At 74.4% G+C, this 20,844-nt stretch carries 20 protein-coding genes; 12 read left to right on the plus strand and 8 right to left on the minus strand.

Translation table 11 applies throughout. The annotated features are described in order from the left end of the window. Positions 1-464: 464 nt before the first annotated feature. Both D0D15_RS30990 and D0D15_RS30995 read right to left on the minus strand, forming a co-directional pair. Positions 465-2,078 carry an FAD-dependent monooxygenase gene (locus D0D15_RS30990; protein WP_094008514.1) on the minus strand — a complete coding sequence of 538 codons (1,614 nt, stop codon included), beginning with the start codon at positions 2,076-2,078 and terminating at the stop codon, positions 465-467. Then, complete coding sequence (locus D0D15_RS30995; RefSeq protein ID WP_094008520.1) at positions 2,068-2,868, minus strand: alpha/beta hydrolase; 801 nt, start codon at positions 2,866-2,868, stop codon at positions 2,068-2,070. The genes D0D15_RS30990 and D0D15_RS30995 overlap by 11 nt, the downstream gene beginning before the upstream one ends. A gap of 106 nt (positions 2,869-2,974) precedes the next feature. On the opposite strand from D0D15_RS30995, the gene D0D15_RS31000 reads away from it, so the two are divergent. Further along, the gene (locus D0D15_RS31000; protein WP_094008513.1) at positions 2,975-3,742 is read left to right on the plus strand and encodes an IclR family transcriptional regulator; all 768 of its coding nucleotides are present in this window, start codon (positions 2,975-2,977) and stop codon (positions 3,740-3,742) included. Here D0D15_RS31000 and mhpA read toward each other — a convergent pair. Both mhpA and D0D15_RS31010 read right to left on the minus strand, forming a co-directional pair. After that, the gene (gene mhpA, locus D0D15_RS31005; protein ID WP_094008512.1) at positions 3,676-5,205 is read right to left on the minus strand and encodes a bifunctional 3-(3-hydroxy-phenyl)propionate/3-hydroxycinnamic acid hydroxylase MhpA; all 1,530 of its coding nucleotides are present in this window, start codon (positions 5,203-5,205) and stop codon (positions 3,676-3,678) included. The genes D0D15_RS31000 and mhpA overlap by 67 nt on opposite strands. Before the next feature lie 55 nt (positions 5,206-5,260). Further along, positions 5,261-6,127: a fumarylacetoacetate hydrolase family protein gene (locus D0D15_RS31010; protein ID WP_094008511.1), complete on the minus strand. Its 867-nt coding sequence runs from the start codon at positions 6,125-6,127 to the stop codon at positions 5,261-5,263. 61 nt (positions 6,128-6,188) lie between these two features. Here D0D15_RS31010 and D0D15_RS31015 point away from each other — a divergent pair, with 61 nt between their 5' ends. The 5 genes from D0D15_RS31015 to D0D15_RS31040 all read left to right on the plus strand — a co-directional run bounded on the left by D0D15_RS31015 (position 6,189) and on the right by D0D15_RS31040 (position 11,039). Then, a complete protein-coding gene (locus tag D0D15_RS31015; RefSeq protein WP_094008510.1) occupies positions 6,189-6,860 on the plus strand; it encodes a FadR/GntR family transcriptional regulator in 672 nt (223 codons plus the stop codon). A gap of 9 nt (positions 6,861-6,869) precedes the next feature. After that, positions 6,870-8,114: a DUF3500 domain-containing protein gene (locus tag D0D15_RS31020; RefSeq protein WP_198958375.1), complete on the plus strand. Its 1,245-nt coding sequence runs from the start codon at positions 6,870-6,872 to the stop codon at positions 8,112-8,114. Then, a complete protein-coding gene (locus tag D0D15_RS31025) occupies positions 8,111-8,491 on the plus strand; it encodes a nuclear transport factor 2 family protein (RefSeq protein WP_198958374.1) in 381 nt (126 codons plus the stop codon). Before D0D15_RS31020 ends, D0D15_RS31025 begins: the two co-directional genes overlap by 4 nt. A 1-nt stretch (position 8,492) precedes the next feature. Continuing rightward, positions 8,493-9,233, plus strand: coding sequence for an IclR family transcriptional regulator (locus D0D15_RS31030; RefSeq protein ID WP_115944960.1), 741 nt, complete (start codon positions 8,493-8,495; stop codon positions 9,231-9,233). Positions 9,234-9,776: 543 nt separating this feature from the next. Further along, complete coding sequence (locus tag D0D15_RS31040; protein WP_198958373.1) at positions 9,777-11,039, plus strand: MFS transporter; 1,263 nt, start codon at positions 9,777-9,779, stop codon at positions 11,037-11,039. Here D0D15_RS31040 and D0D15_RS31045 read toward each other — a convergent pair. Continuing rightward, positions 10,994-11,611 carry a TetR/AcrR family transcriptional regulator gene (locus D0D15_RS31045; protein WP_094008516.1) on the minus strand — a complete coding sequence of 206 codons (618 nt, stop codon included), beginning with the start codon at positions 11,609-11,611 and terminating at the stop codon, positions 10,994-10,996. The two genes, D0D15_RS31040 and D0D15_RS31045, sit on opposite strands and share 46 nt — an antisense overlap. Positions 11,612-11,679: 68 nt before the next feature. Between D0D15_RS31045 and D0D15_RS31050 the strand changes: the two genes are divergently transcribed. Further along, complete coding sequence (locus D0D15_RS31050; RefSeq protein ID WP_094008508.1) at positions 11,680-14,226, plus strand: family 78 glycoside hydrolase catalytic domain; 2,547 nt, start codon at positions 11,680-11,682, stop codon at positions 14,224-14,226. Between the two features lie 87 nt (positions 14,227-14,313). After that, complete coding sequence (locus D0D15_RS31055) at positions 14,314-14,685, plus strand: STAS domain-containing protein (protein ID WP_167481589.1); 372 nt, start codon at positions 14,314-14,316, stop codon at positions 14,683-14,685. Between the two features lie 731 nt (positions 14,686-15,416). Here D0D15_RS31055 and D0D15_RS31060 read toward each other — a convergent pair. Together D0D15_RS31060 and D0D15_RS31065 are read right to left on the minus strand one after the other, a co-directional pair. Further along, positions 15,417-15,833 carry a hypothetical protein gene (locus D0D15_RS31060; protein ID WP_094008506.1) on the minus strand — a complete coding sequence of 139 codons (417 nt, stop codon included), beginning with the start codon at positions 15,831-15,833 and terminating at the stop codon, positions 15,417-15,419. 3 nt (positions 15,834-15,836) lie between these two features. Continuing rightward, positions 15,837-16,130, minus strand: coding sequence for a helix-turn-helix domain-containing protein (locus D0D15_RS31065; RefSeq protein ID WP_094008505.1), 294 nt, complete (start codon positions 16,128-16,130; stop codon positions 15,837-15,839). A 122-nt stretch (positions 16,131-16,252) separates the two neighbouring features. Here D0D15_RS31065 and D0D15_RS31070 point away from each other — a divergent pair, with 122 nt between their 5' ends. Continuing rightward, on the plus strand, positions 16,253-16,684 hold the full coding sequence (locus D0D15_RS31070) for a DUF6292 family protein (RefSeq protein WP_094008504.1): 432 nt from the start codon (positions 16,253-16,255) through the stop codon (positions 16,682-16,684). A gap of 75 nt (positions 16,685-16,759) precedes the next feature. Further along, on the plus strand, positions 16,760-17,773 hold the full coding sequence (locus D0D15_RS31075) for an LLM class flavin-dependent oxidoreductase (RefSeq protein WP_094008503.1): 1,014 nt from the start codon (positions 16,760-16,762) through the stop codon (positions 17,771-17,773). 374 nt (positions 17,774-18,147) lie between these two features. Here the strand turns inward: D0D15_RS31075 and D0D15_RS31080 are convergent, their stop codons facing one another. Then, positions 18,148-18,567, minus strand: coding sequence for a hypothetical protein (locus D0D15_RS31080; protein WP_094008502.1), 420 nt, complete (start codon positions 18,565-18,567; stop codon positions 18,148-18,150). A gap of 120 nt (positions 18,568-18,687) precedes the next feature. Here D0D15_RS31080 and D0D15_RS31085 point away from each other — a divergent pair, with 120 nt between their 5' ends. Next, positions 18,688-19,644, plus strand: coding sequence for a Gfo/Idh/MocA family protein (locus D0D15_RS31085; RefSeq protein ID WP_208646203.1), 957 nt, complete (start codon positions 18,688-18,690; stop codon positions 19,642-19,644). Beyond that, entirely contained in the window at positions 19,637-20,722 is a 1,086-nt protein-coding gene (locus tag D0D15_RS31090; RefSeq protein ID WP_115944961.1) for a zinc-dependent alcohol dehydrogenase, read from the plus strand. The genes D0D15_RS31085 and D0D15_RS31090 overlap by 8 nt, the downstream gene beginning before the upstream one ends. Positions 20,723-20,844: the final 122 nt, after the last annotated feature.

Consider the following 20,844-nt stretch of genomic DNA (forward strand, 5'->3'; position numbering starts at 1 on the left):
CAGGAGGGGACGGATGGGGCGGGAATCCGGGGCGGTGGACGAGCATCGAACCGCCGCACGCGGCCGGGCCCGGGCCGCGCACCGGGTGCCGCGCGCGGCAGTTGCGCCCGCGCGGTGAGACGACCGGGACCGCACGCCCGCGCACGGAACGCACACCTCACTCACGCCGACAAGGACGGCAACGCGCGCGACGCTGGGTGAGCCCCGTCTGGCCGCCGTCGCGGCCGGCGGGCGTCCGGATTGAGCACGCACCGCCGCACGCGGCCGGGCCCGGGCCGCGCCCCGGGTGCCGCGCGCGGCAGTTGCGCCCGCGCGGTGAGACGACCGGGACCACACGCCCGCGCACGGAACGTACATCTGATCCGTGCACACCCGCGCGAGGAGGGTCACCGTCCCGGTGGCGCGCGCGGCGGCGGGTTCGATGCTCAAGGTGCCTCCACACTGAAACGGGGAGCGGGGAAAGGTCAGGACGCGACCACGGCGGCGTGCGCGCCGCGGGCGATGTCCAGGATCTCGGCGGCCGCGGTGCTGTCATCGCCGCGCCAGGCGATGTGCTGGTCCGGGCGGATCAGCAGCAGCGGGGCGCCGTAGGAGTCCTTGCCGGGCAGGCCGGGCAGGTCCAGCACCGTCAACGGCACACCTCGGGCCCGCGCCGCCTCCACAAAGGACTCCATCGGCACGGTTTCCAGGCGCAGCAGGGTGAAACCCGGCCCGAGGTGGTCGAACAGCGACGAACCGTCCGGCAGCCACCGGTGTGGCAGGCGCGTTCCGGGACGCGCCGAGCCGTGGTAGGTCAGCGGCTCGTGCGGGGGCACCGGCGAGCCGTCGTCCACCACGATCGGGGAACCGGCGTAGTGGTAGCCGAGCACCAGGCCGAGGCTGTGGAACTCGCCGCGCTTGGCCGACAGCGCCTCGGCCACCACCGCCCGGCGCGCCACGCCCGCCGGGGTCGCGGCGTCGATGTCGGGGTGCGCGAACGCCCGCGCCAGGTGGTTCTCCTGCGCCGCCGCGTCCGCGATCGTCTGCCGCGCCACCGGGCGCCGCTCCGGTTCGTAGCTGTCCAGCAACGCCGGGCCGGCCCAGCCGCGCAGCACCGCGACCAGTTTCCACGCCAGGTTCACCGCGTCCCCGACACACGTGTTGTACCCGTGCCCGCCCCACGGCGGGTTCAGGTGCGCCGCGTCGCCGACGAGGAACGTGCGCTCCCCCCGATACCGATCCACCAGCAGCATCCGCGCCACCCACGGGTCGGTGGCCTGCACCTCGACGTCGACGTCCGCCCCGATCAGCCGCCGCACCAGGGCGGCCGGGTCGACGTCGCCGTCCCGCACGTCCACGCCCTGCGCGATCGCCCACCACGTGCCTTCGGTGTCCATCCGCCCGGCGATCCCGCCGAACTCGGCCCCGAGCACCCAGTAGTGGACCGCCCGCGCGCACACCGTCTCGTCGGTCAGGGCGGGCGCGCGGAAGGTGATGTTCAGGTTGGGCAGCTCACCGCTGCCGCCGGAGTACCGCGCCCCGATCACGTCCCGCGTGATCCCGCCGGCCCCGTCGCAGCCGATCAGGTACTCCGCGGTGACCTCGCGGACCGCGCCGTCCGGCCCGGCGATCGTGGCCCGCACCCCGGCGGCACCGTCCTCGGCGGACACCATCCGCCAGCCGAAGAGCGTCCGCACCGACGGCAGTTCCGCGACCGCCTCGCGCAGCACCTCCTCGACGATCGGCTGCGGGATCTGCTGCCCGCCTTCGGCGAACTCGTCCCGCCGCTCCGCGTGCATCGCGAACGCGTGGGGGAACCGGGTGATCTCGTGGCCGGTGAGGCTGGTGCAGAACACGACGTCCTGCGCGTGCGACACCGGCAGCGGCGCGGCCGCGCGGACCCGGTCGGCCAGGCCCCAGCGGCGCAGCAGCTCCATCGTGCGGGCACTGGTGGTCTTGGCGCGCGGCCGGTCCCCGGTGACGGTCGCGCGGGGCTCGACCAGCAGGCACGGGATGTCCGCGCGGCCCAGCTCGATCGCGACGGCGAGCCCGCTCGGGCCACCACCCGCGATGAGAACCGGAAAGTGCTCAGGCAACATGTCCCCCAAAGCAGTGAGTACGGGCGAATTCGAGTGAGAGGTCGAAGGCGGTGGCGGCCAGTCCGGGGTTGCCGAGCCACATGTGGCCGGCGCCGTCGAACAGCCGCAGGTCCACGTCGGCGCCGGCCGCGGTGAGCGCCTCGGCCAGCCGCCGCGACTGGGCGCACGGCACGAACCGGTCGGATTTCCCGTGCAGCAGCAGGAACGGTGGCGCTCCACTGTGGACGTAGGTGACCGGGCTGGCCTCGGCGGGGGCGACGTCGCGGAGCAGCAGGGCCTCACGGGCCTCGGTGGATCCCGGCGCGGGCTCGGCGACCAGGCCGGCCTCGGCCAGGTCGGTGTCCAGCGCGGTGAGATCGGCGGGACCGTACCAGTCCACGACCGCGACCACGCCCTGCTCCCGCAACCCGGCCAGCGCGGCCAGGTGCCCACCCGCGGACTCGCCCCACACGACGATCCGGCCGGTGTCCAGGCCCAGTTCGGTGGCGTGGTCGCGCAGCCAGGCGAAGGCCGCGGACACGTCGTCGAGCTGGGCGGGGAACGGCGCCTCGCCGGTGAGCCGGTAGTCGACGCTCGTGACGGCGAACCCGGCGGCGGCGAGCCGCTCGAACGGGCTGGGCGAGGTGTCCGCGAACATCGGGCCGAAGGACTCCCGGCTGCCGACGCGCCAGCCGCCGCCGTGCACGAACACCACCAGCGGTGCGAGCCCGGGCGCGTCCCCGCGGTGGAGGTCCAGCAGCAGCGGCCGGAACCCCGGGACCGCGGCGTACTCGAAGGTGCGGCGGGTCATGATCACCTCGTTCGGATCGGCGGTGGTCCGGTGCGCCCCAGTATCGGGCGGGCGATCACGGCGGGACAGCGAGCGTTCCATTGGTTGGGTCTGTCAGACTCGATGGATGGACGGCGAAACCCCGGTCGCGCGACGTGGCAAACGACCGAAGAGCGGCGCGCCGGTGGTGGACCGGGCGCTGTCGCTGCTGGCCGCGTTCGACGAGGAGCACCGGGCGCTGGGCCTGGCGGACCTGAGCCGCCGGGCGGGCGTGCCGCGCAGCACCGCGGTGCGGCTGGCGGCCCGGTTGCGGGAATGGGGCGCGCTGGAACGGGACGAGCGCGGCCGGTACGTGATCGGCCTGCGGCTGTTCGAGATCGCGTCGCTCGCGCCGCGCAGCCACGGGCTGCGGGAGGTCGCGCTGCCCTACCTGGAGGACCTGCACGAGGTGACGCGGCAGCACGTGCTGCTCGCGGTGCGGGACGGCGCCGAGGCGCTGCTGGTGGAGCGGCTGTCGACGCGCGGGGCGGTGGAGATCGCCTACCGGGTCGGCGGGCGGCTTCCCCTGCACGACACCGGCGTCGGGATCGTGCTGCTGTCGGGCGCGCCGCCGGAGCTGCTGGAGGAGCGGTTCGCGGAGCTGTCCCCCGCGGAAGGCGCCAAGCTGCGCCGCCGCCTGGCCGACACGCGGCGCCTGGGCGTGGCGATCTTCGATCGCCGCAAGCCGGCGCCGGTGTCGTCGGTGGCCGCGCCGATCCACGACCACACGGGCACGCTCGTGGCGGCGGTGTCGGTGGTGGTACCGGCCGGAGCGGCGCGGCCGCAGGCCTACGAGCAGGTCGTGCGCGCGACGGCGCTGGCGATCTCGCGGGGCATGGGCCTGCGGCGGCCCTGAACGGCGGCGATGAACTCTCCCGCCAGCCAGGCGGGATCCCCCGCGCCGAAGACGTGGAAGTCCGGCCGGATCAGCACCGCCGGGGCGTCCAGTTCGGACAACCACCGGGTGTAGGTACCGTCCACATCGGTCACTTCGTCCAGCGCGACCACGGAAATCCCCAGCTCCGCCAAGCCGCCCGGCGAGCACGGTTCCCGGGTGATCAGCGCACCCGGGCCACCGAACACGTCGTCGAACAGCCCGGTCACCCCGCCGGCCGACACCCGGCCCTGCAGCGCCAGGATCCCGCCGGACTCGCCGGTGTGCAGGCCCGGCCCCAGGCCCGGGCGCGGTGGCGCCGGGGGTTTGCCGCCGGCCGCCCGGGACGCGATCATCCGGCGGTCCCGTTCCGCGGCCTCCGCCGGATCGGCGATGCAGATGACCTTCCCCAGCTCCACCGAGAACCGCACGAACGCCCGAGCGTGGTGCAGCCGCTCGCTGCCGTAGGTGTCCAGCAGCTCCGCCCCTGCCAGGCCGCGCAGCACCAGGTCCAGCTTCCACCCGAGGTTCATCACGTCCCGCACCCCCGCGCCGAGCCCCTGCCCGGCGAACGGCGGCATAAGGTGCGCCGCGTCCCCCGCCAGCAGCACCCGGCCGGCCCGCCACCGCTGAGCCCAGCCGGCCTGGAAGGTGTAGGTCGAGTGCCGCTCCAGCTCGGCGTTCCCGGGTGTGATCCCGTGCGGCGCCAGCAGTTCCCACGCCTTCTCCGCGCGATTCAGGTCCTGTTTGGACTCGTGCGGCAGCCGCATGAACTCCCACCGCCGCCGCCCGGGTCCGCCCGGCACCATGGTCGAGGGCCGCCGCACGTCGCAGGACTGCGTGGCGATGTGCGGGAACTCCAGCCCCGGCCGGGGTTTGACGTCGACGACCAGCCAGTCGTGGAAGTACCCCTCGTCATGCCAGCCGATCCCGGCCCACCCGCGGACGCGGCTGTTCGCCCCGTCCGCGCCGACCACCCAGGACGCCGAGACCGCGAGGCGCTCGCCGCCCCGGCACGCCTCGACCGCCCCGGTGGCCGCGTCCACGGCGGTCGCCTCCCAGCCGCGCAGCACCCGCACCGCAGGCAGGCCGCGGATGATCGAGTCCAGCCGGGCCTCCAGCGCGGGCTGGCTGAAGAAGTACGTGTTGTACCAGCCGGATTCGCCGCGCCCGCTCCAGTCGACCTCGACCAGCGTCTCGCCGTCGCCGTTGCGCCACACGTACAGGTCGTCGTAGGGCTCGGTGATGTCCGGGATCGCCGACGGCGGCAACCCGACCGACTGCAGGATCCGCGCGAAGTCCGAGCAGTGCGTCACCGCGCGGGGCAGCGGGTAGTCGGCCTCGTTGCGGTCGAGGACGACCACCCGGTGCCCGCGACGGCCCAGCTGGATCGCCAGCAGCTTGCCCACCGGCCCGTAGCCGATGACTGCGACGTCGAAGTCCACGTCGACCTCCCGGTCTCTCCTAGCCTGACCGGGCGAAGATAGGTGCGGGACCGGGTCAGGCGGCCCCTCCGCGTCCCGGTTCCCGGGACAGCAGCCGCTGCTTGCCGTCCACGATCGTGTTGCGCAGCACGCCCAGCCGGTCGACCTCGACCTCGACCACGTCACCCGGCTGGAGCAGCCACCGCGGCGTGCGCGCGTACCCGACGCCCGACGGCGTGCCGGTGGCGAGCAGGTCGCCGGGCCGGACCGTGAAGGTCCGCGAGATGTGCGCCAGCGTCTCGCCGACCGGGTACACCATCTGGGTGGTGTTGCCGTCCTGCACGGTTTCGCCGTTGACCCGCGTGCGCACCCGCAGCCCGTCCCGCAGGTCCCCGACCTCCGCGGCCGGGACCATCGGGCCGAGCGGGCCGGAGGAGTCGGCGTTCTTGCCGAGGATCCACTGCGAGGTCAGCTTCTGCGCTCGCCGCGCGGTGACGTCGTTGAACGCCGAGTACCCGGCCACGGCGGCGAGCGCCTCCTCTGGCGTGGCGTCGACCAGCGTCCGGCCGACCCACGCGACGATCTCCCCCTCCCAGTCCAGCCCGTCCTCGTCGGCCGGGACCGGGATCTCCGCGCCGTCCACGGTCAGCGACTGGGTCCAGCGCGCGAACAGCGTCGGGTACTCGGGCAGCTCGGCGTCGCGGTAGGAGCCCTCGGCGACGTGCGCGAGGTAGTTCAGCCCGATGCAGATCACCCGCGCCCCGGGCAGCACGGGCGGCACCAGCCGCACGTCCGTCAGCGTCTGGCCCGACGGCGGCCGGGCCAGGAAGCCCTCCGGGTCCGACCAGAACTCCTCCAGCCCGGCGATCACGGTCACCGACCCGTCCTCCGCCAGGCTTCCGACCTCGGTGCCGGCGCCGCGCGCCACTCCCACGATCCGCATCGTTGCTCCTTCGCTCCAGAAAACTTCCTAAAGGTTAGAACCTTTATGGTTGAATAGCACCATGACGAACCTGACCGGACTCGGGCGCACCCGCGCCGAGCAGCTCGCCGCCCTGCTCGAGGAGCGGATCCGGGGGCTCGCGCCGGGCGACCCGGTGGGCACGATCGACGAGATCCGCCGGGAGTCGGGGCTGGCCAGGGCCACCGTCAGCGAGGCCATCCGGCTCCTGCGCGACCGCGGCGTGCTGGCGATCCGGCCGGGCCGCGGCGGCGGGCTGTTCGTCGCCGACCAGGGCCCGGTGGTGCGGATGCGGCACACGCTGCTCGGCGTCCGCGAGGACCCCTCGTCCGTCGCCGACGCCGTCGAGCTGCGCAACCACCTCGAAGAGCTGATCGACGTCGGCGCCGCGCGCTGCCGCACCGCCGAAGACATCCCCCGCCTGCGCGCCCGCCTCGACGCGATGGCCGCCGCGCCGGGGTGGGAGGAATTCGTCCGCGCGAACTGGGCGCTGCACGAGGAGATCGCCGCGCTGTGCCCCAACGCCATGGCCCGCGCGGTCTACCTGGGCACGCTCGGGCACCTGTCCACCACCGCACCGCACCTGCGCGACACCGACGCCGGGGCGTACCGGGCGCGGCGGCTGCGGGTCCACGTCGACCTGGTCGACGCCATCGCTTCGGGCGACGAAGCGGCCGTCCGCGCCGCCGTCGCCCGGCACAACACCACCGACTGAGGAGGCACCGTGGCCCCGGCCGAATTCCGCCGATACCTGTTCCCGCCGGACTCCCCGCGCATCACCGGCATCAAGGGGATGGACGCCTACACCTACCGGGAGGCCGCGAAGGAGGACCCGTTCACCGGCGACCTGATCCGCGGCTGGGAACCGTTGCAGCTGCAGGAGTTCCGCGGCGTCACCGAGGACGGCACGCTCCGCCCGGAGGTCCACCCGTTCGAGCCCGCCCGGCCCGGTGAGGAGGCCCCGGTGGAGGCGATGGTCGCCGCCGCCCGCGCGCTGGAGGCGGCGCTGGACGAGGAGAGCCGCGGCAAGCTGCGGTACGCCGTGGACGCGGTCGAGTGGCAGACCTGGGCCAACCCGGAGTTCATGCAGTTCGACACCGGGATCCGGCTGGAGTTCCAGCCGCCCGAGGTGCGGCGCGCGGCCCTGGAGCTGGTGCGGGCCTCGCTGAGCCCGGAGGGTTTCCGGCTGGTGCACGACATGATGCGCATCAACGGGTTCCTCGGCGAGGTCGTCGGGCTGGCGAGCATCCTCAACGAGTTCAGCTACAACGTCGCGCTCTACGGCGAGCCGGACCCGGTGGAGCCGTGGGGCTGGCAGCTGTTCGGGCACCACTGCGCGGTCAACTGCCTGGTGGTGGCGGGGCGCATGGTGGTCAGCCCGGTGTTCCTCGGCGCCGAGCCGAACGAGATCGACGAGGGCCCGCACGCCGGCACCACCGCCTACACCGACCGGATCCGGCTCGGCACCGACCTGATGGCCGCGCTGCCGGACGACCAGCGGCGCGCCGCGGTGGTGTACGAGCGGATGGTGGACCCGGCGATGCCGCCCGGGCGGGTGCACCCCGGCGACGAGCGGCACCTCGCGGGCGCGTTCCAGGACAACCGGGTGATCCCGGTCGAGGGTGTGCGGGTCGCGGAGATTCCGGCCGCGGCGCGGGAGCTCGTGCTGGCGATCGTCGAGTCGTTCGTGTCGCTGCTGCCCGAGGGGCCGCGGGCGGCGCGGATGCGGGAGGTGCGGTCGTTCCTGGACGAGACGTGGTTCTCCTGGATCGGCGGGCACGAGCCCGGGGACGTGTTCTACTACCGGGTGCAGTCGCCGGTGGTGATCGCCGAGCTGGACCACCACTGCGGGGTCTTCCTCGACTACGACACGCCGAAGCCGTTCCACATCCACACCGTGCTGCGGACGCCGCACGGCAACGACTACGGGCGCGCGTACGTGCGGGCCTGGCGGGACCGGCAGGCGTGAGCGCGACCGCCCGGCACCACATCGCCAACCTGCTGCACACCTACGTCGAGATCGCCGATCGCAAGGACGTCGACGCGGTCGTGGACCTGCTGGGCGCGGCGCGGGTGGTGTTCCCCGCGGCGCGCAGCGCGGATCCCGGCGGGGCGCGGGAGCTGTTCGGTCGCTTGTGGACGGACCCGGCGCCGCACCGGCACGACGTGAGCAACCTGATCGTGGAACCCGCCGGTGACGGGTTGTGGTCGGCGCGGGCCCACTACACCCGGTGGGTGCTGCGGCCGGATCCCGAACTGCACACGCTGGGCGAGTACGCGCTGCTGGCCGCCGAGGACGGGTGGCGGGTGCGGTCACTGACCGTGACCCGGACCTGGACCCGGTGAAATGGCCGACCTCGCCCGCGTCACGCTCGTCCTGGACACCCTCGCCGAGAGCCGGTGCGGCCTGACCGTCACCGAGCTGGCGGTGCGCACCGGGCTGCCCCGCTCCACCGTGCACCGCGTGCTGCAGAGCCTGGAGCGCGAGCTGTACGTGGTGCGTTCCCGCGAGCCGGACCGGCCCGGGTACGTGCTCGGGCCGGCGCTGCTGAAGTTCGGGATGAACAGCCACCTGCGGCTGCTGGCCGCCACCCGGCCCGACCTGGTGGCGCTCGCGCGGGAGGTGCAGGAGCGGGTCGAGCTGGCCGTCTTCAGCGGGCGGGAGGTCGTGGTAGTGGACCAGATCGCCGCCCCGGCCCGGTTGCGCGGGGTGACGCAGGTCGGCAAGAGCTTCTCGCTGCACGCCAGCTGCATCGGCAAGGTGCTGCTGGCGCAGCTGCCGGACGCGCGGGTGGCGGAGCTGCTGCCGGAGCGCCTGGACCGGTTCACCCCGGCGACGGTGACGTCACGGACCGCGTTGCTGGCGGAGCTGGCGCGGGTGCGGCGAGCCGGGGTCGCGGTGGACCGGGAGGAGCACGACCGCGGGATCTCCGCGGTGGCGACGGCGCGGCTCGGCGCGGGCGGCACGTGGCAGGCGGTCGCCGTGGTGATGCCGAGCCAGGCCTTCGCGACCAAGTTCGAAGCAGCGGTCCACGGCCTGCGGCGCGTCAACCCGGCGATCGCCGGGGCGGCCGTGCTCGGCAGGTGAGCCTTGTGGCCGGTGGCACGCAGAGCGGCGGCCGCGGAACGGGGCGGCCGCTTCCCGCCGATGGCGCACACACCGCGCGGACCGAGCGGCGCACAGGCCACGCCAGCGCGACCGCCTCCCGCCGGTGGCGCACCGGCCCCAGCGTGAACCGGCGCGGGGTGGCCGGCCCCGCGCCGCCAGGTGCCGCGACCACCTCCCACTCGGTGAGCATGTCCGACGTGGTCGAGCCGAAACCACCGGCCCTGCCGTTGGCGATGACCAGGAAGCCGTGCGAGGTCCACTCGGTCAGCATGTTCTCGAACCAGGTGCCGTCCGCGCGGCACGCACCGTTGCCCCACGCCACGTTCGGGAGCTTGACGCCGGCGGGCTGCGCATGGGCTTCTCCCTCACTGGAGACACGGGAGGAAAAGTGCGACCGGTCGCGGACAGAACCGGTGGCACCACCGATACCGGAGCTGTCCCGGGAACCGGGACGAACCCGTTCTGCCGCGGCCCCCGCCACCGCACCCTGAGACGGCCATCACTCCCGCCCGGAGGACACCAATGAAGCTGGCCAACTCGCCCCGCACCGGGGCGTCCGCGGCACACCGGCGACTCGTCGTCGCCGTCTGCATGATCGTCACCGTCATCGAGGGCTACAACCTCATCGTCTACGGCTCGGTCGTGCCGTTGCTGCTCGCCGACCCCGCCCTCGGCATCACCGACGGCCAGACCGGCCTCATCGGCGGCGTCGTCTACCTCGGCGCGGTGCTCGGCGCCCTCCTGGCCCCCGCGCTGGCCGAACGCACCAGCGCCAAGACCACCCTGGCCACCGGCATCGTGGTCTTCGGCCTCGGCTCGCTGGCCTTCGCGCTCGCCACCGGCGGCACGATGCTCGCGTTCGCCCGGCTGCTCAACGGCCTCGGCGTCGGCGCCGCGCTGACCACCGCGATGACCATCGCCCGCGACCAGGCCCCCGCCCGGCGCGCGTCGCTGGTCGTGACCATCACGATGGCCGGCATCCCGCTCGGCGGGGTGGTCGCCGCGCTGCTCGCGATCCCGGTGCTGCCCGCGTTCGGCTGGCGGACGCTGTTCTTCGTCGGCGCCGGGCTGAGCGTGCTGATCTTCGCCGTCCTCGCGCCGCTGCGGGTCCCGGCCGACCCCGCGCGGGCCGCGGCCGACCAGTCGTGGACCGGGCGGCGCAAGCTCGCCGCCCTGGTCGCGGGGCGGGGCAAGTGGATCCTGCTCGCCGTCGCGGGCGCCGTCATCGCGAACATGGTCGCCTGGCAGGGGCTCAACGTGTGGGCCGCGCAGGCGATGATCGACCTCGGGTTCTCGCTGAGCAGCGCGCTGCTGTTCACCTTCGCGCTGACCGGCGCCGCGGTGCTCGGGTCGTTCGTCACCGCGTGGGCCGCCGACCGCCACGGCAGCGCGCGGATCGCCGTGGCCACCGGCACCTGCACGATCGCGGGCCTGGCCGGGATGCTCGTCCTGCCCACCGGCCCGGTGACCGCCGCGGTGTGCATCGCCGCGATGGGCGTCGGCGGCCACTCGACGATGAACCTCGTGCACACCACGACGTCGTCGGTGTTCCCGGCGCCCGCCCGCGCCGCCGCGCTGGGCTGGTCCAACGGGACGTCGTTCATCGGCGCGTTCTTCGGGCCGACGCTGGGCGGCATGGCGATCGGGGCGGGTGGCGCGCACGCCGTGTTCGGCACGTTCGCCGTCGCCGCCGGGGTGTGCCTGGTCGCGGTGACCGCGCTGGCCGGCCTGGCCCGCGCTCAGACCGAGGTCGTGCTCACCGCGCCGGCGATCCGGGCCAGGTGAGCGCGCACGCCACCCACGAGGTCGAGGTCCCCGTCGGCGAGGACCCACTGCAGCTGCAGCCCGTCGCTGACGGCGACGCACTCCCTGGCCAGCTCCCGGCAGTCGGTGCCGGGCGCCAGCTCCCCCCGCTCCGCGCAGCGGGTGAACAGGGCGGCGATCGCGTCGACGGTCTCCGCGTAGCGCGCGGCGAACACCGCGTGCGCCGGGCTGGAGGCGTCCGCCGCCTCGGCCGAGCACAGCACGAACAGCTCGATCAGGCCCGGCTGCGCGAGGTGCCGTTCGGTCGAGGCGACCATCTCCGCCAGGACGTCGGCCAGGGTCGCGTCGGCGTCCAGCTCCGTCCACCAGCGCGCGGTGGTGGCGATCCGGTGCTCGGCCACGGCGTGCAGCAGGTGCTTCTTCGTCGGGAAGTGGTAGAGCAGGCCGCCCTCGGTGAGGCCGACGTCGGCGGCGATGCGCGCCAGCGGGACCCGGTGGTAGCCGCGTTCGGCGAAGCGCTCGGCGGCCGCGGCCACGATCCGCGCGCGGCGCTCCCGGCCCGCCGCGTAGCTCCCGGTCCTGCGTCGTCCCACGGCGGTCACTCTAGCCCGGCCCGCCAAAAACCTTGTTGACTCAGTTTTTGTCGGCTACGGTTCCGGCCATGAACCAGCCCGCGGAGCTGCGGCTCGAACACCTCCCGCCCGGCCAGCCCTGCGGGGTGCCGCGGCCCCGGCTGTCCTGGTGGCTGCCGGAGAACGCGGCGGTCCAGCACGCCTACGCCGTCCGGATCGTCCACGACGGACGCGTGAGCTGGGAGTCCGGACGGCGGGCGGACGGCCGTTCCGTGCTGGTCGACGCGGGTGTCCCGGCCGGGGTGCCTGGCAGCGAGTGGCAGGTGCGGGTGTGGACGGACCTGGGCGAGTCCGGCTGGTCGGCGCCCGCGCCCTGGACCGTGACCGCGCCGGACTTCGGCACCGCGCAGTGGATCGAGCCGGCCGAAGACGCGGTGCCACCACCCGGCCGGCGACCTGTATACAACTTGCATACCGAGTGCACGTTGGGCGCTGCGGTGGTGCAGGCGACGGCCTGGGCCACCGCACACGGTGTATACGAGCTGTTCATCAACGGTGTCCGGGTCGGTGACCAGGAGCTGACGCCCGGCTTCACGGCCTACCGGTCACGGTTGCAGGCGCAGCGCTACGACGTCGCCGGGCACCTGCGCGAGGGCGTCAACACGGTCGACATCCTGCTGTCGGATGGCTGGTTCCGCGGGCGGCACGGGTTCGAGCGGACCGCCGACGGGTTCGGCACGCGCGTCGCGGCGCTGCTCGCTCTCGACGCCACCCTGGCCGACGGCACCAGCGCGACCGTGGTGACCGGCGATGGCTGGCGGTCCCGCCCGTCGGGCATGACGGCGGACCTGATGGACGGCCAGACGCGCGGGCCCGCGACCGCGGAGTGGGCGGCGGCCCGTCCGGTGCGTGGCGGCCTCTACGACGACCGGTCGCGGCTGGAGCTGTCCGTGGCGCCCCCGGTGCGGCGGGCCGCCGAACTGGCGCCGGTGAGCGTCCGCCGGGCCGGCGGGAGCCAGGTGATCGACTTCGGGCGCAACCTCAACGGGTGGGTCCGGCTGACCGCGCCGCCCGGGCGGATCACGCTCACCCACGGCGAGTTCCTCGGCCCGGACGGGCGGGTGGACACCGGGCACCTGCGGGCGTTCGACTTCGCGACCCGGCAGCCGCTGCCCGCCGGCCAGGTCGACGTCGTCGAGGGCGGCGGGGTGTTCGAACCGCGCCACACCACCCACGGCTTCCGCTACGTGCAGATCGACGGCCGGGCCGAGGACGTGACGGCCGTCGTCGTGCACACCGACCTGCGGCGCACCGGGTGGTTCCGGTGCGGTGACGAGGACCTGAACGCGTTGCACGAGGCGGCGACGCGAAGTTTCCTCGCGAACGCCTGCGATCTGCCGACCGACTGCCCGCAGCGCGAGCGGTCCGGGTTCACCGGGGACTGGCAGGTCTACGCCGGGGCCGCGGCGTTCACCCACGACGTCGCGGGGTTCAGCGACAAGTGGCTGCGCGACCTTGCGGCCGACCAGCTGCCGGACGGGCGGGTCACCACGATCGCCCCGAAGCCCTCCGGCGGGACCGCGATGGACGGCTCCGCGGGCTGGGGCGACGCGTCGGTGATCGTGCCGTGGGAGATGTGGCGCGCCTACGGCGACCTGGAGCTGCTGCGCCGCCAGTTCGGCTCGATGCGCCGGTGGGTCGGTTTCGCCGCGCGGACCGCCCGCGAGAACCGGCACCCGGACCGGCGGGGCGCGCCCGCGCCGCACGAGGAGTACCTGTGGGACACCGGGTTCCACTTCGGGGAGTGGCTGGAGCCGGGCGAGACCCCGGCGCCCGATCCGGGTGAGGACCACGGGATCGTGGCCACCGCGTACCTCGCCCGATCGGCGGATCTGCTGAGCCGGATCGCCACCCTGCTGGGTGAGGACGCGGACGGCTACCGCCGGATCGCCGCCGGGGCGCGGGAGGCGTGGCAGCGCGAATACCTCGCCGCCGACGGGTCGATCGCGGTGCCGACGCAGGCGAACCACGTGCGGGCGCTGGCGTTCGGCCTGGTGCCGTCGTCGCTGCGCGCGGCGGTGGCGGCCCGGCTGGTCTCGCTGGTCGAGCGGGCCGGTTATCGCGTGGGCACGGGGTTTCTGAGCACGGGGCTGCTGTTGCCGGTGCTGGCCGATGCCGGGTACGTGGACGAGGCGTACCGGGTGCTGCTCGCGCGGGGCGTGCCGTCGTGGCTCGGGATGCTCGACCGCGGGGCGACGACGATCTGGGAGTACTGGGACGGCGTGGACGCGGGGCGGGCGCGGGGTTCGCTCAACCACTACGGGAAGGGCGCGGTGATCTCGTTCCTGCACACGCACGTCGCCGGGATCCGGTTGCCGGACGACCCCGGCGCGGCGGAGGCGGGGTACCGGCGTTTCGTCGTGCAGCCGTGTCCGGGCGGTGGGTTGCGGTGGGCCGAGGCCGAACACCACAGCCCCTATGGCGTGATTCGCAGCGCGTGGCGGGTGGGGGGTGGACGGATGTGGTTGTCGGTGACCGTGCCGCCGGGGACGCGGGCCCGGATTCGCTTGCCGGACAAGGAAATCGGCGATGCCGGGCCGGGCGCGCACGAATGGCGGGTGGAGTTGCCCCGGTGATTGCGCGGCAAACACGCCGCGCGCGCCGACGCCCGGCGGGGTAACCGGACCACTGCCGGATTCCGGATCCTTATGCATGATGGGCGGATGGCACCACCCAGCGACCGTTCACCGGCCGGACCCGCGCACGCGATGACGGTGTCGGCCGAGCACCGGGGACGAGACGTCGTACTGACCGCGACGGGCGAACTCGACATCGCGACGCTGCCCAAGCTGCGCCGCCTGATCCGGCTCGCGCTGGTCGACCGGCCGCGGTTGCTGGTGCTCGATCTGTCCGAGCTGAGGTTCATCAGTTCGGGCGGGCTGGGGCTGCTGGCCGGCACGCACCGGGAGGCCGCGCCGGCGGAGTTGCGGGTGGTGGCGGGGGACGCCGTGCGGCGGGTCATGGCGTTCACGGATCTGCTGGATTTCCTGAACGTGTACCCGTCGATGGCGGAGGCGCTCAAGGACACGGGTTGAGGCGCGCCCCAGCGGCTGGCGATGCACCAGCGGCAGGGGCGCCCCGCCGGGCGGCGCCGCTAGGGCGCGCTCGCGCCCTAGCGGCGGCTCGGATGCCACTGGCACGAGGGCGACGGGGGCGGCCGTTCGGGCAGCGCAGCGCATCCGCGGCACGGCGCCTCCGCAGCGGCACAGCGGCGGGCCTAGGCCCGGCCCGGCCATTCGGCGGGAAGTCCCGCACCGCGAGGCGCCCCGTAGTCCGGGCCAGGGCCTCAGCGCACCCCGACCACCTCGGCACACCGCGCAGCAGGCACCCCACCCGCGCGCGACGGCCGGGACCGGCCGTCGAGCAGCGCCGCGCACTTGCGGCACGGCGCCTCCGCAGCGGCACAGCGGCGGGCCTAGGCCCGGCCCGGCCATTCGGCGGGAAGTCCCGCACCGCGGGGCGCCCCGTAGTCCGGGCCAGCGCCTCAGCGCACCCCGGCTACCTCCGGCACCACCAGCAACCCCACCGCGCAGCAGGAACCGCCCGCCGCGCGCACGGCCAGGGTTGGCCGTTCGGGCAAGCGCCGCGCATCCGCGCCTCTCCGCAGCGGCCCAACGGGCCGAGGCCCGGCCATTCGGCGGGGCGCCCCGCAGCGCGAGGCGCCCGCAATCCTGGCAAGCGCCTCAGCGCACGCCGGGTTCTTCGGCACCATCGCGCAGCAGGCTCCCCGCCGGGCGCAACGGCCGGGGCCGCCCGGGCCAGCCCGTCAGCGCACCCCGACCACCTCCGGTACCGCCTCGGACTGGGCCTCCGATGCTGCCGGCGCCGCCTCCCCCTCGAAACGGCTGAACTCGAACCGCACGTCGCTGCGGTCGGGGCCGCAGGGGGTGGCCGTGATGACGCCCGCGGTGTCCACCGCGGCCAGCTGGGCCAGCAGCCGCGCCAGGCGGTCGGGCGCGCCGGCCACCTCCTGGTCCGTCTGCACCAGCGTGCGGTGCAGGTTCGTCAGCCCCCAGCCGTCGGCGCTCCCGCTGCCCGTCGCCACGGGCAGGGCCACCGTCAGCAGCCACCGCCCGGGCTTGCCCGTCATGGAGGGGGTGCGGTGGTTGGAGATCCCGATGATCTGATCGGCCCGGACCAGCCCGTCGCCCAGCGTGCGGATCCAGACGTTTTCCAGCGCCATCCCTCAAACCTCCTGTTCGGTCTCCGTCCCATCGGTCCTCTCGCCCAGCCGGCGCCGCAGTTCCGCGTTCTCGGCACGCGTGGCGGCCAGCTGGTCCTCCAGCCGGACGATCCGCTCCGCCGCCGCGAGGGTCATCCCGTCGTCGAACAGCTCGCGGACCCGCGCGGCCAGCCGCAGCTGGCGGCGCGAGTAGCGGCGGTGGCCGCCCGACGAGCGGTGGGCCTGGACGACCTCGGCGGCGTCGAGGCTGCGCAGGAACGCCGGCTGCACGTCCAGCGCGTCCGCCGCCTGCCCCATCGTCCAGGCGGGGTAGTCCTCGTCATCCAGCTTGTCTACAGCCACTTGACGAGTCTATCTGCTTCAGTTGCTTGACTCAATCTACAGTCATCACTATAGATATTCGCGGGAGGTGAGGGCAGGTGTTCCCGAACCCGGGTCTGGACCCGCAGAGCAGGACGGCGCGGGGCCTGCGCCGGTACATCGAACTGATCGAGGACATGCTCGGCCTGAGCGGGCAGGGCTCCTGCGTGCAACTGGAGGCACCGCTGGGCGCCTACATCGCGATCGACGGGCACGTCCCCGCGTTCCCCGAGCGCGACGTGGCCCTGCTGTGGGACGAGCGTTACGGCTGGGCCGTGGCGGTGGAGGCCCGCTGCGGCGAGGACCTGCTGGTGCTCGGCTACCTGGGCGGCCAGGTCGTGCCCGCGCCCCGGGTGGTGGCCGCCTTCGTGCGGCGCGCGCTGGGCGGGGAGTGCGCCGGCAGCCCGGAACCGGAGGTCCTGGAGGCGCCCGGCCTGCACGAGGAGCTGGCCGCCTACGCCCCGGCCCCCGAGCTGCTGGCCGCGAGCTAGCGCCCACCCCTTGGGAACGGCACGCCCTCCCGGGAAGTCCTGCCAGAATCGTGATCACGGACCCCGGGAGGACGTGTGTCACGACCGCTGCGGAAACTGGGTTTCCTCACCATCGGCCTGTTCGACGAAGCCGACCCGCGCGCGGGCCACGAAAGCACGCTCGGCATCATCGAGCTGGGTGAGCAGCTCGGTTTCGACAGCGCGTGGGTGCGGCACCGGCACCTGCAGTACGGCATCTCCTCGCCGGTCGCGGTCCTCGCCGCCGCCTCGCAGCGCACGCGCCGCATCGAGCTGGGCACCGCGGTGATCCCGCTGGGCTGGGAGAACCCGCTCCGCCTCGCCGAGGACCTCGCCACCGTCGACGTCCTCTCCGGCGGCCGCCTCAACCCGGGCCTGTCCGCCGGCCCGCCGACGCACTGGGAGCACGTCAAGGACGCCCTCTACCCGGGCACCGCCGACGCCGAGGACTTCAGCCACCAGCGCGTCCGCCGCCTGCTCGACGCGATCCGCGGCGAGCCGGTCACCACGTTCCGCGGCACCGAGGGCTTCGAGGTGTACTCCGACCGCGTCCAGCCGCACTCCCCCGGGCTGGGCCGCCGCCTCTGGTACGGCGGCGGCAGCCTCGGCTCGGCGCGCTGGGCGGGTGAGAACGGGATGAACTTCCTGACCAGCAGCGTGGTCAAGGCCGAGGAGGCGGCGGACTTCGCCGAGATCCAGCTCGCCCTCATCCGCGCGTTCCGCGCCCACCACCCCGACGGCGACCGGGCGCGGGTGTCGCAGGGCCTGGTGGTCATCCCGACCGACTCGGCCACCGCAGAGCAGCGCGCGAAGTACGCCGAGTACGCGGCGAACCGCATGCCCCGCACCACCACGCCGCAGGGCCCGGCGCGGTTGATGTTCGCACCCGACCTGGTCGGCACGTCCGCCGAGATCGCCGAGCGGCTGCACGCGCACGCCGCCTACCGGGAGGTCGACGAGGTCGCCTTCGCGCTGCCGTTCACCTTCGAGCACGCCGACTACGTGCAGATCCTGACCGACATCGCGACCAAACTCGGCCCCGAGCTGGGCTGGTCGCCCGCTACGGGGTGAGCTCGCGTTCGGCCGGTTCGGCTACCGGCTGGACATGGCGCGGGAGCGGGCCGGTGCCACCGACGTGATCGACTACGCCGAAACGCCGGTGCTGGACGCGCTGGACGAGATCACCGCGGGCGCGGGCCGGACGCCTGCATCGACTCGGTCGGGATGGAGTCGGCGGGCGCGGGGCGGAACTCGAGGCGGCCGGAGTTGCGCACCGGCGCGTCGCCCACGGACCGCCAATCGAGGTGCTCGCCGGCCTCCTCGCTGGTGATCTCGGCGTCCCACTCGACATCCGCCCAGTGGCCGCACGGGCTCCAGGTGGCTCAGGACGCGCGGCAGGGTCTCCAGCTCGCGCCAGGCCGCGTACACCTCGGCGACCGGCCGGTTCACCGTGATGCGCCAGCGGCCTCGACCGGCGCGCGGTTGCCGTTGCGGCTGGTGATCACGGCGGCGACGACGTCGGCGACGGCCACCCCGGCCACGGCGGCGGTCGCCACGGTCGCGCGCCGCCGGGCGCCGGTGTCGCGGGTGCGGTTGCGCAGCGCGGCGAGCAGGCCCAGGTCGAGCGCATCGCCGGCGACCCTGGTCCACAACCAGGCGGCCGGATTGCGCCGCGACTCCAGCCCGACGCCTGCGGTCAGTTCACGCGCGCCACCGGCCCAGCGTTGCAGGGCGCGGGTGCGCTGATCGTCGCGCGCGCCGATCAGCCGGTTGACCGCGCCGGGCGCGGCGAGCTGCACGGTCCCGAGGCTGATGCTGAAGACGCCGAGGCCGTCGGCCAGTCTCCGGGAGAGCTGTCGTGTCATCTCGGGTTCCCTTCCGCGCGAGTCGAGCGTGATACCCGCTGCCGGACAGCGGAAACCGCCGCACCCGTTGACCGCCGTTTCACTCCTTCGGCAGCGGGAACCCGGCCGCGTGGAGGAGCGATGGTGACGAGGTGCCGGATCGGGTTCGTCGGCGCGGGTGGGGTGGCCGCCCGCCACGCGCGCATGCTCGCCGGGTTCGGCGACGTCGAGCTGGTCGCCGTCACCGACCTCGATCCGGACCGGGCGCGGGCGTTCGGCCCGCGGGCCGTGCCCGGGGTGCCGGAGCTGATCGACTCCGGCATCGACGCCGCCTACGTGTGCGTGCCGCCGATGGCGCACGGCCCGGCCGAGGAAGCCCTCGCCGAGGCGGGGATCCCGATGTTCGTGGAGAAGCCGATCGCGCTGGACACCGACCTGGCCGACCGGGTCGCCGCCGCGCTGGACCGGGCCGGCGTCCTCGCTTCGGTCGGGCACCACTGGCGCTACTCGGCGGCGGTGGAGCGCGCGCGGGAGGTGCTGGACGGCCGCTCGGTGCGGCTCGCGATCGGCGCGTGGCTGGACCGGGTGCCGCCGGTGCCGTGGTGGGTGCGGCGGGACAGCTCCGGCGGGCAGGTGATCGAGCAGGCGATCCACGTGCTGGACCTGGCGCGTCTGCTGGCCGGCGAGGTCACCGAGGTGCACGCGGTCGCCGACGGGGCGCCGCCGAGCGCGCCGGACGCCGACGTGGACGGCGCCACCGTCGCGACGCTGCGATTCGCCGACGGCGGGGTCGGGACGCTCGTGGCGACCTGCCTGCTCGGGTGGAAGCACCGCGCCGGGCTGGAGGTGTTCGCCGACGGGCTGGCCCTGTCGGTGGCCGAGGACGTCCTGGAGGTCCGCGACGGCGACGGCGCGCAGGTGCAGCGGGTCGATCCGGACGACGCCAAGCGCGCGGCGGACCGGGACTTCGTCGACGCGGTGCTGGGCCGCACCGCGGGGGTCCGGACCTCCTACGCGGAGGCGGTGCGCACCCACCGGCTGGCCCACGCGATCGCGCGCTCGGCCACCCGCGGGATTCCGGTGCGGCTCGATGGGTGAGGACCGGGTGCTGGTGGTGACCGGGCCGGGCCGGGTGAGCCTGGTCCGCGAACCCGCGCCGGACGGCGACGTCGAGGTCCGCACCCTCTACAGTGGACTGTCCGCGGGCACGGACCTGAGCTTCGTCAAGGGCACGCACCCGAGCCTGCACGCGGGCTGGGACGCCGAGCTGGGCCTGTTCGACGCGCGCGGGCCGGAGCGGGGCTACCCGGTGCGGCGGTGGGGGTACATGCAGGTCGCGCGGGTGACCGCGAGCCGCGATCCGGCGTTCGCCGAGGGCGAGCTGCTGGCCATGACGTACGGGCACCGCGACGGCTACCGCGCCGACCCGCGGTCGGAGCGGATGGTGCGGCTGCCTGCCGACCTGGACCCGCTGCTCGGCATCTACGTCGCGCACATGGGCCCGATCTGCGCGAACGGGCTGCTGCACGCGGCGGCCGACCTGCACGGCACGGACGTGCGGTCGCTGGCGGACGGGGTGCGCGAGCGGCGCGTGGTGGTGACCGGGGCGGGGGTGGTCGGGCTGCTGACCGCGTTGTGCGCGCGGCGGCACGGGGCCGAGGAGGTCGTCGTGGTGGAGCCGACTCCGCAGCGGCGCGCCGTCGTGGAGCGGTTCGGGATCGAGGCGCTCGATCCGGGGGCGGTGGATCCGGCGGTGCTGCTGAAGACGCGGTGGCGGCACGGGCCGGGCGACCGCGGCGCGGACGTGGTGTTCCAGTGCCGGGGGCAGCCGTCCAGCCTGGCGATGGCGCTGCGCGCGGCCCGACCGCAGGGGACGGTGATCGACCTGGCGTTCTACCAGGACGGCGCGGACGCGGTGCGGCTCGGCGAGGAGTTCCACCACAACGGGCTGGCGATCCGGTGCGCGCAGATCGGCCGCGTGCCGCGGGGGCTGGCGCACACGTGGGACCGCGAGCGCCTGTCGGCGCGGACGATCGACCTGCTGCGCACCGAGGGGCCCGGGATCCTGGCGCACGTGGTGACGGACGTGGTGCCGGTGGAGGAAGCGCCCGAGCTGCTGATGGCCCTCGCGCGGCGGCGCAGGCACGTGCTGCAGGCGGTGTTCACGTTCGGCTAGTGTCCTGAGTCGTTAATTCGAGTTCAGCTGTAGGGTGCGGCATGCCGAATCCGAAGCTGCCTGAGTTGGCCTTGTCCGTTGATGAGGCACAGACGTTGCGGAACTGGGTGCAGCGGCGGAAG

The organism is Amycolatopsis thermalba (genome assembly GCF_003385215.1).
Classification (GTDB): Bacteria; Actinomycetota; Actinomycetes; order Mycobacteriales; family Pseudonocardiaceae; genus Amycolatopsis_E; species Amycolatopsis_E thermalba.

Excerpts from the sequence above, each read along its gene's own strand:
- D0D15_RS30990 (WP_094008514.1), bottom strand. The coding sequence starts at position 2,078 with ATGTTGCCTGAGCACTTTCCGGTTCTCATCGCGGGTGGTGGCCCGAGC.
- D0D15_RS30995 (WP_094008520.1), bottom strand. The coding sequence starts at position 2,868 with ATGACCCGCCGCACCTTCGAGTACGCCGCGGTCCCGGGGTTCCGGCCG.
- D0D15_RS31000 (WP_094008513.1), top strand. The coding sequence starts at position 2,975 with ATGGACGGCGAAACCCCGGTCGCGCGACGTGGCAAACGACCGAAGAGC.
- D0D15_RS31010 (WP_094008511.1), bottom strand. The coding sequence starts at position 6,127 with ATGCGGATCGTGGGAGTGGCGCGCGGCGCCGGCACCGAGGTCGGAAGC.
- D0D15_RS31015 (WP_094008510.1), top strand. The coding sequence starts at position 6,189 with ATGACGAACCTGACCGGACTCGGGCGCACCCGCGCCGAGCAGCTCGCC.
- D0D15_RS31030 (WP_115944960.1), top strand. The coding sequence starts at position 8,493 with ATGGCCGACCTCGCCCGCGTCACGCTCGTCCTGGACACCCTCGCCGAG.
- D0D15_RS31040 (WP_198958373.1), top strand. The coding sequence starts at position 9,777 with ATGAAGCTGGCCAACTCGCCCCGCACCGGGGCGTCCGCGGCACACCGG.
- D0D15_RS31050 (WP_094008508.1), top strand. The coding sequence starts at position 11,680 with ATGAACCAGCCCGCGGAGCTGCGGCTCGAACACCTCCCGCCCGGCCAG.
- D0D15_RS31055 (WP_167481589.1), top strand. The coding sequence starts at position 14,314 with ATGGCACCACCCAGCGACCGTTCACCGGCCGGACCCGCGCACGCGATG.
- D0D15_RS31060 (WP_094008506.1), bottom strand. The coding sequence starts at position 15,833 with ATGGCGCTGGAAAACGTCTGGATCCGCACGCTGGGCGACGGGCTGGTC.
- D0D15_RS31065 (WP_094008505.1), bottom strand. The coding sequence starts at position 16,130 with ATGGGGCAGGCGGCGGACGCGCTGGACGTGCAGCCGGCGTTCCTGCGC.
- D0D15_RS31080 (WP_094008502.1), bottom strand. The coding sequence starts at position 18,567 with ATGACACGACAGCTCTCCCGGAGACTGGCCGACGGCCTCGGCGTCTTC.
- D0D15_RS31085 (WP_208646203.1), top strand. The coding sequence starts at position 18,688 with ATGGTGACGAGGTGCCGGATCGGGTTCGTCGGCGCGGGTGGGGTGGCC.
- D0D15_RS31090 (WP_115944961.1), top strand. The coding sequence starts at position 19,637 with ATGGGTGAGGACCGGGTGCTGGTGGTGACCGGGCCGGGCCGGGTGAGC.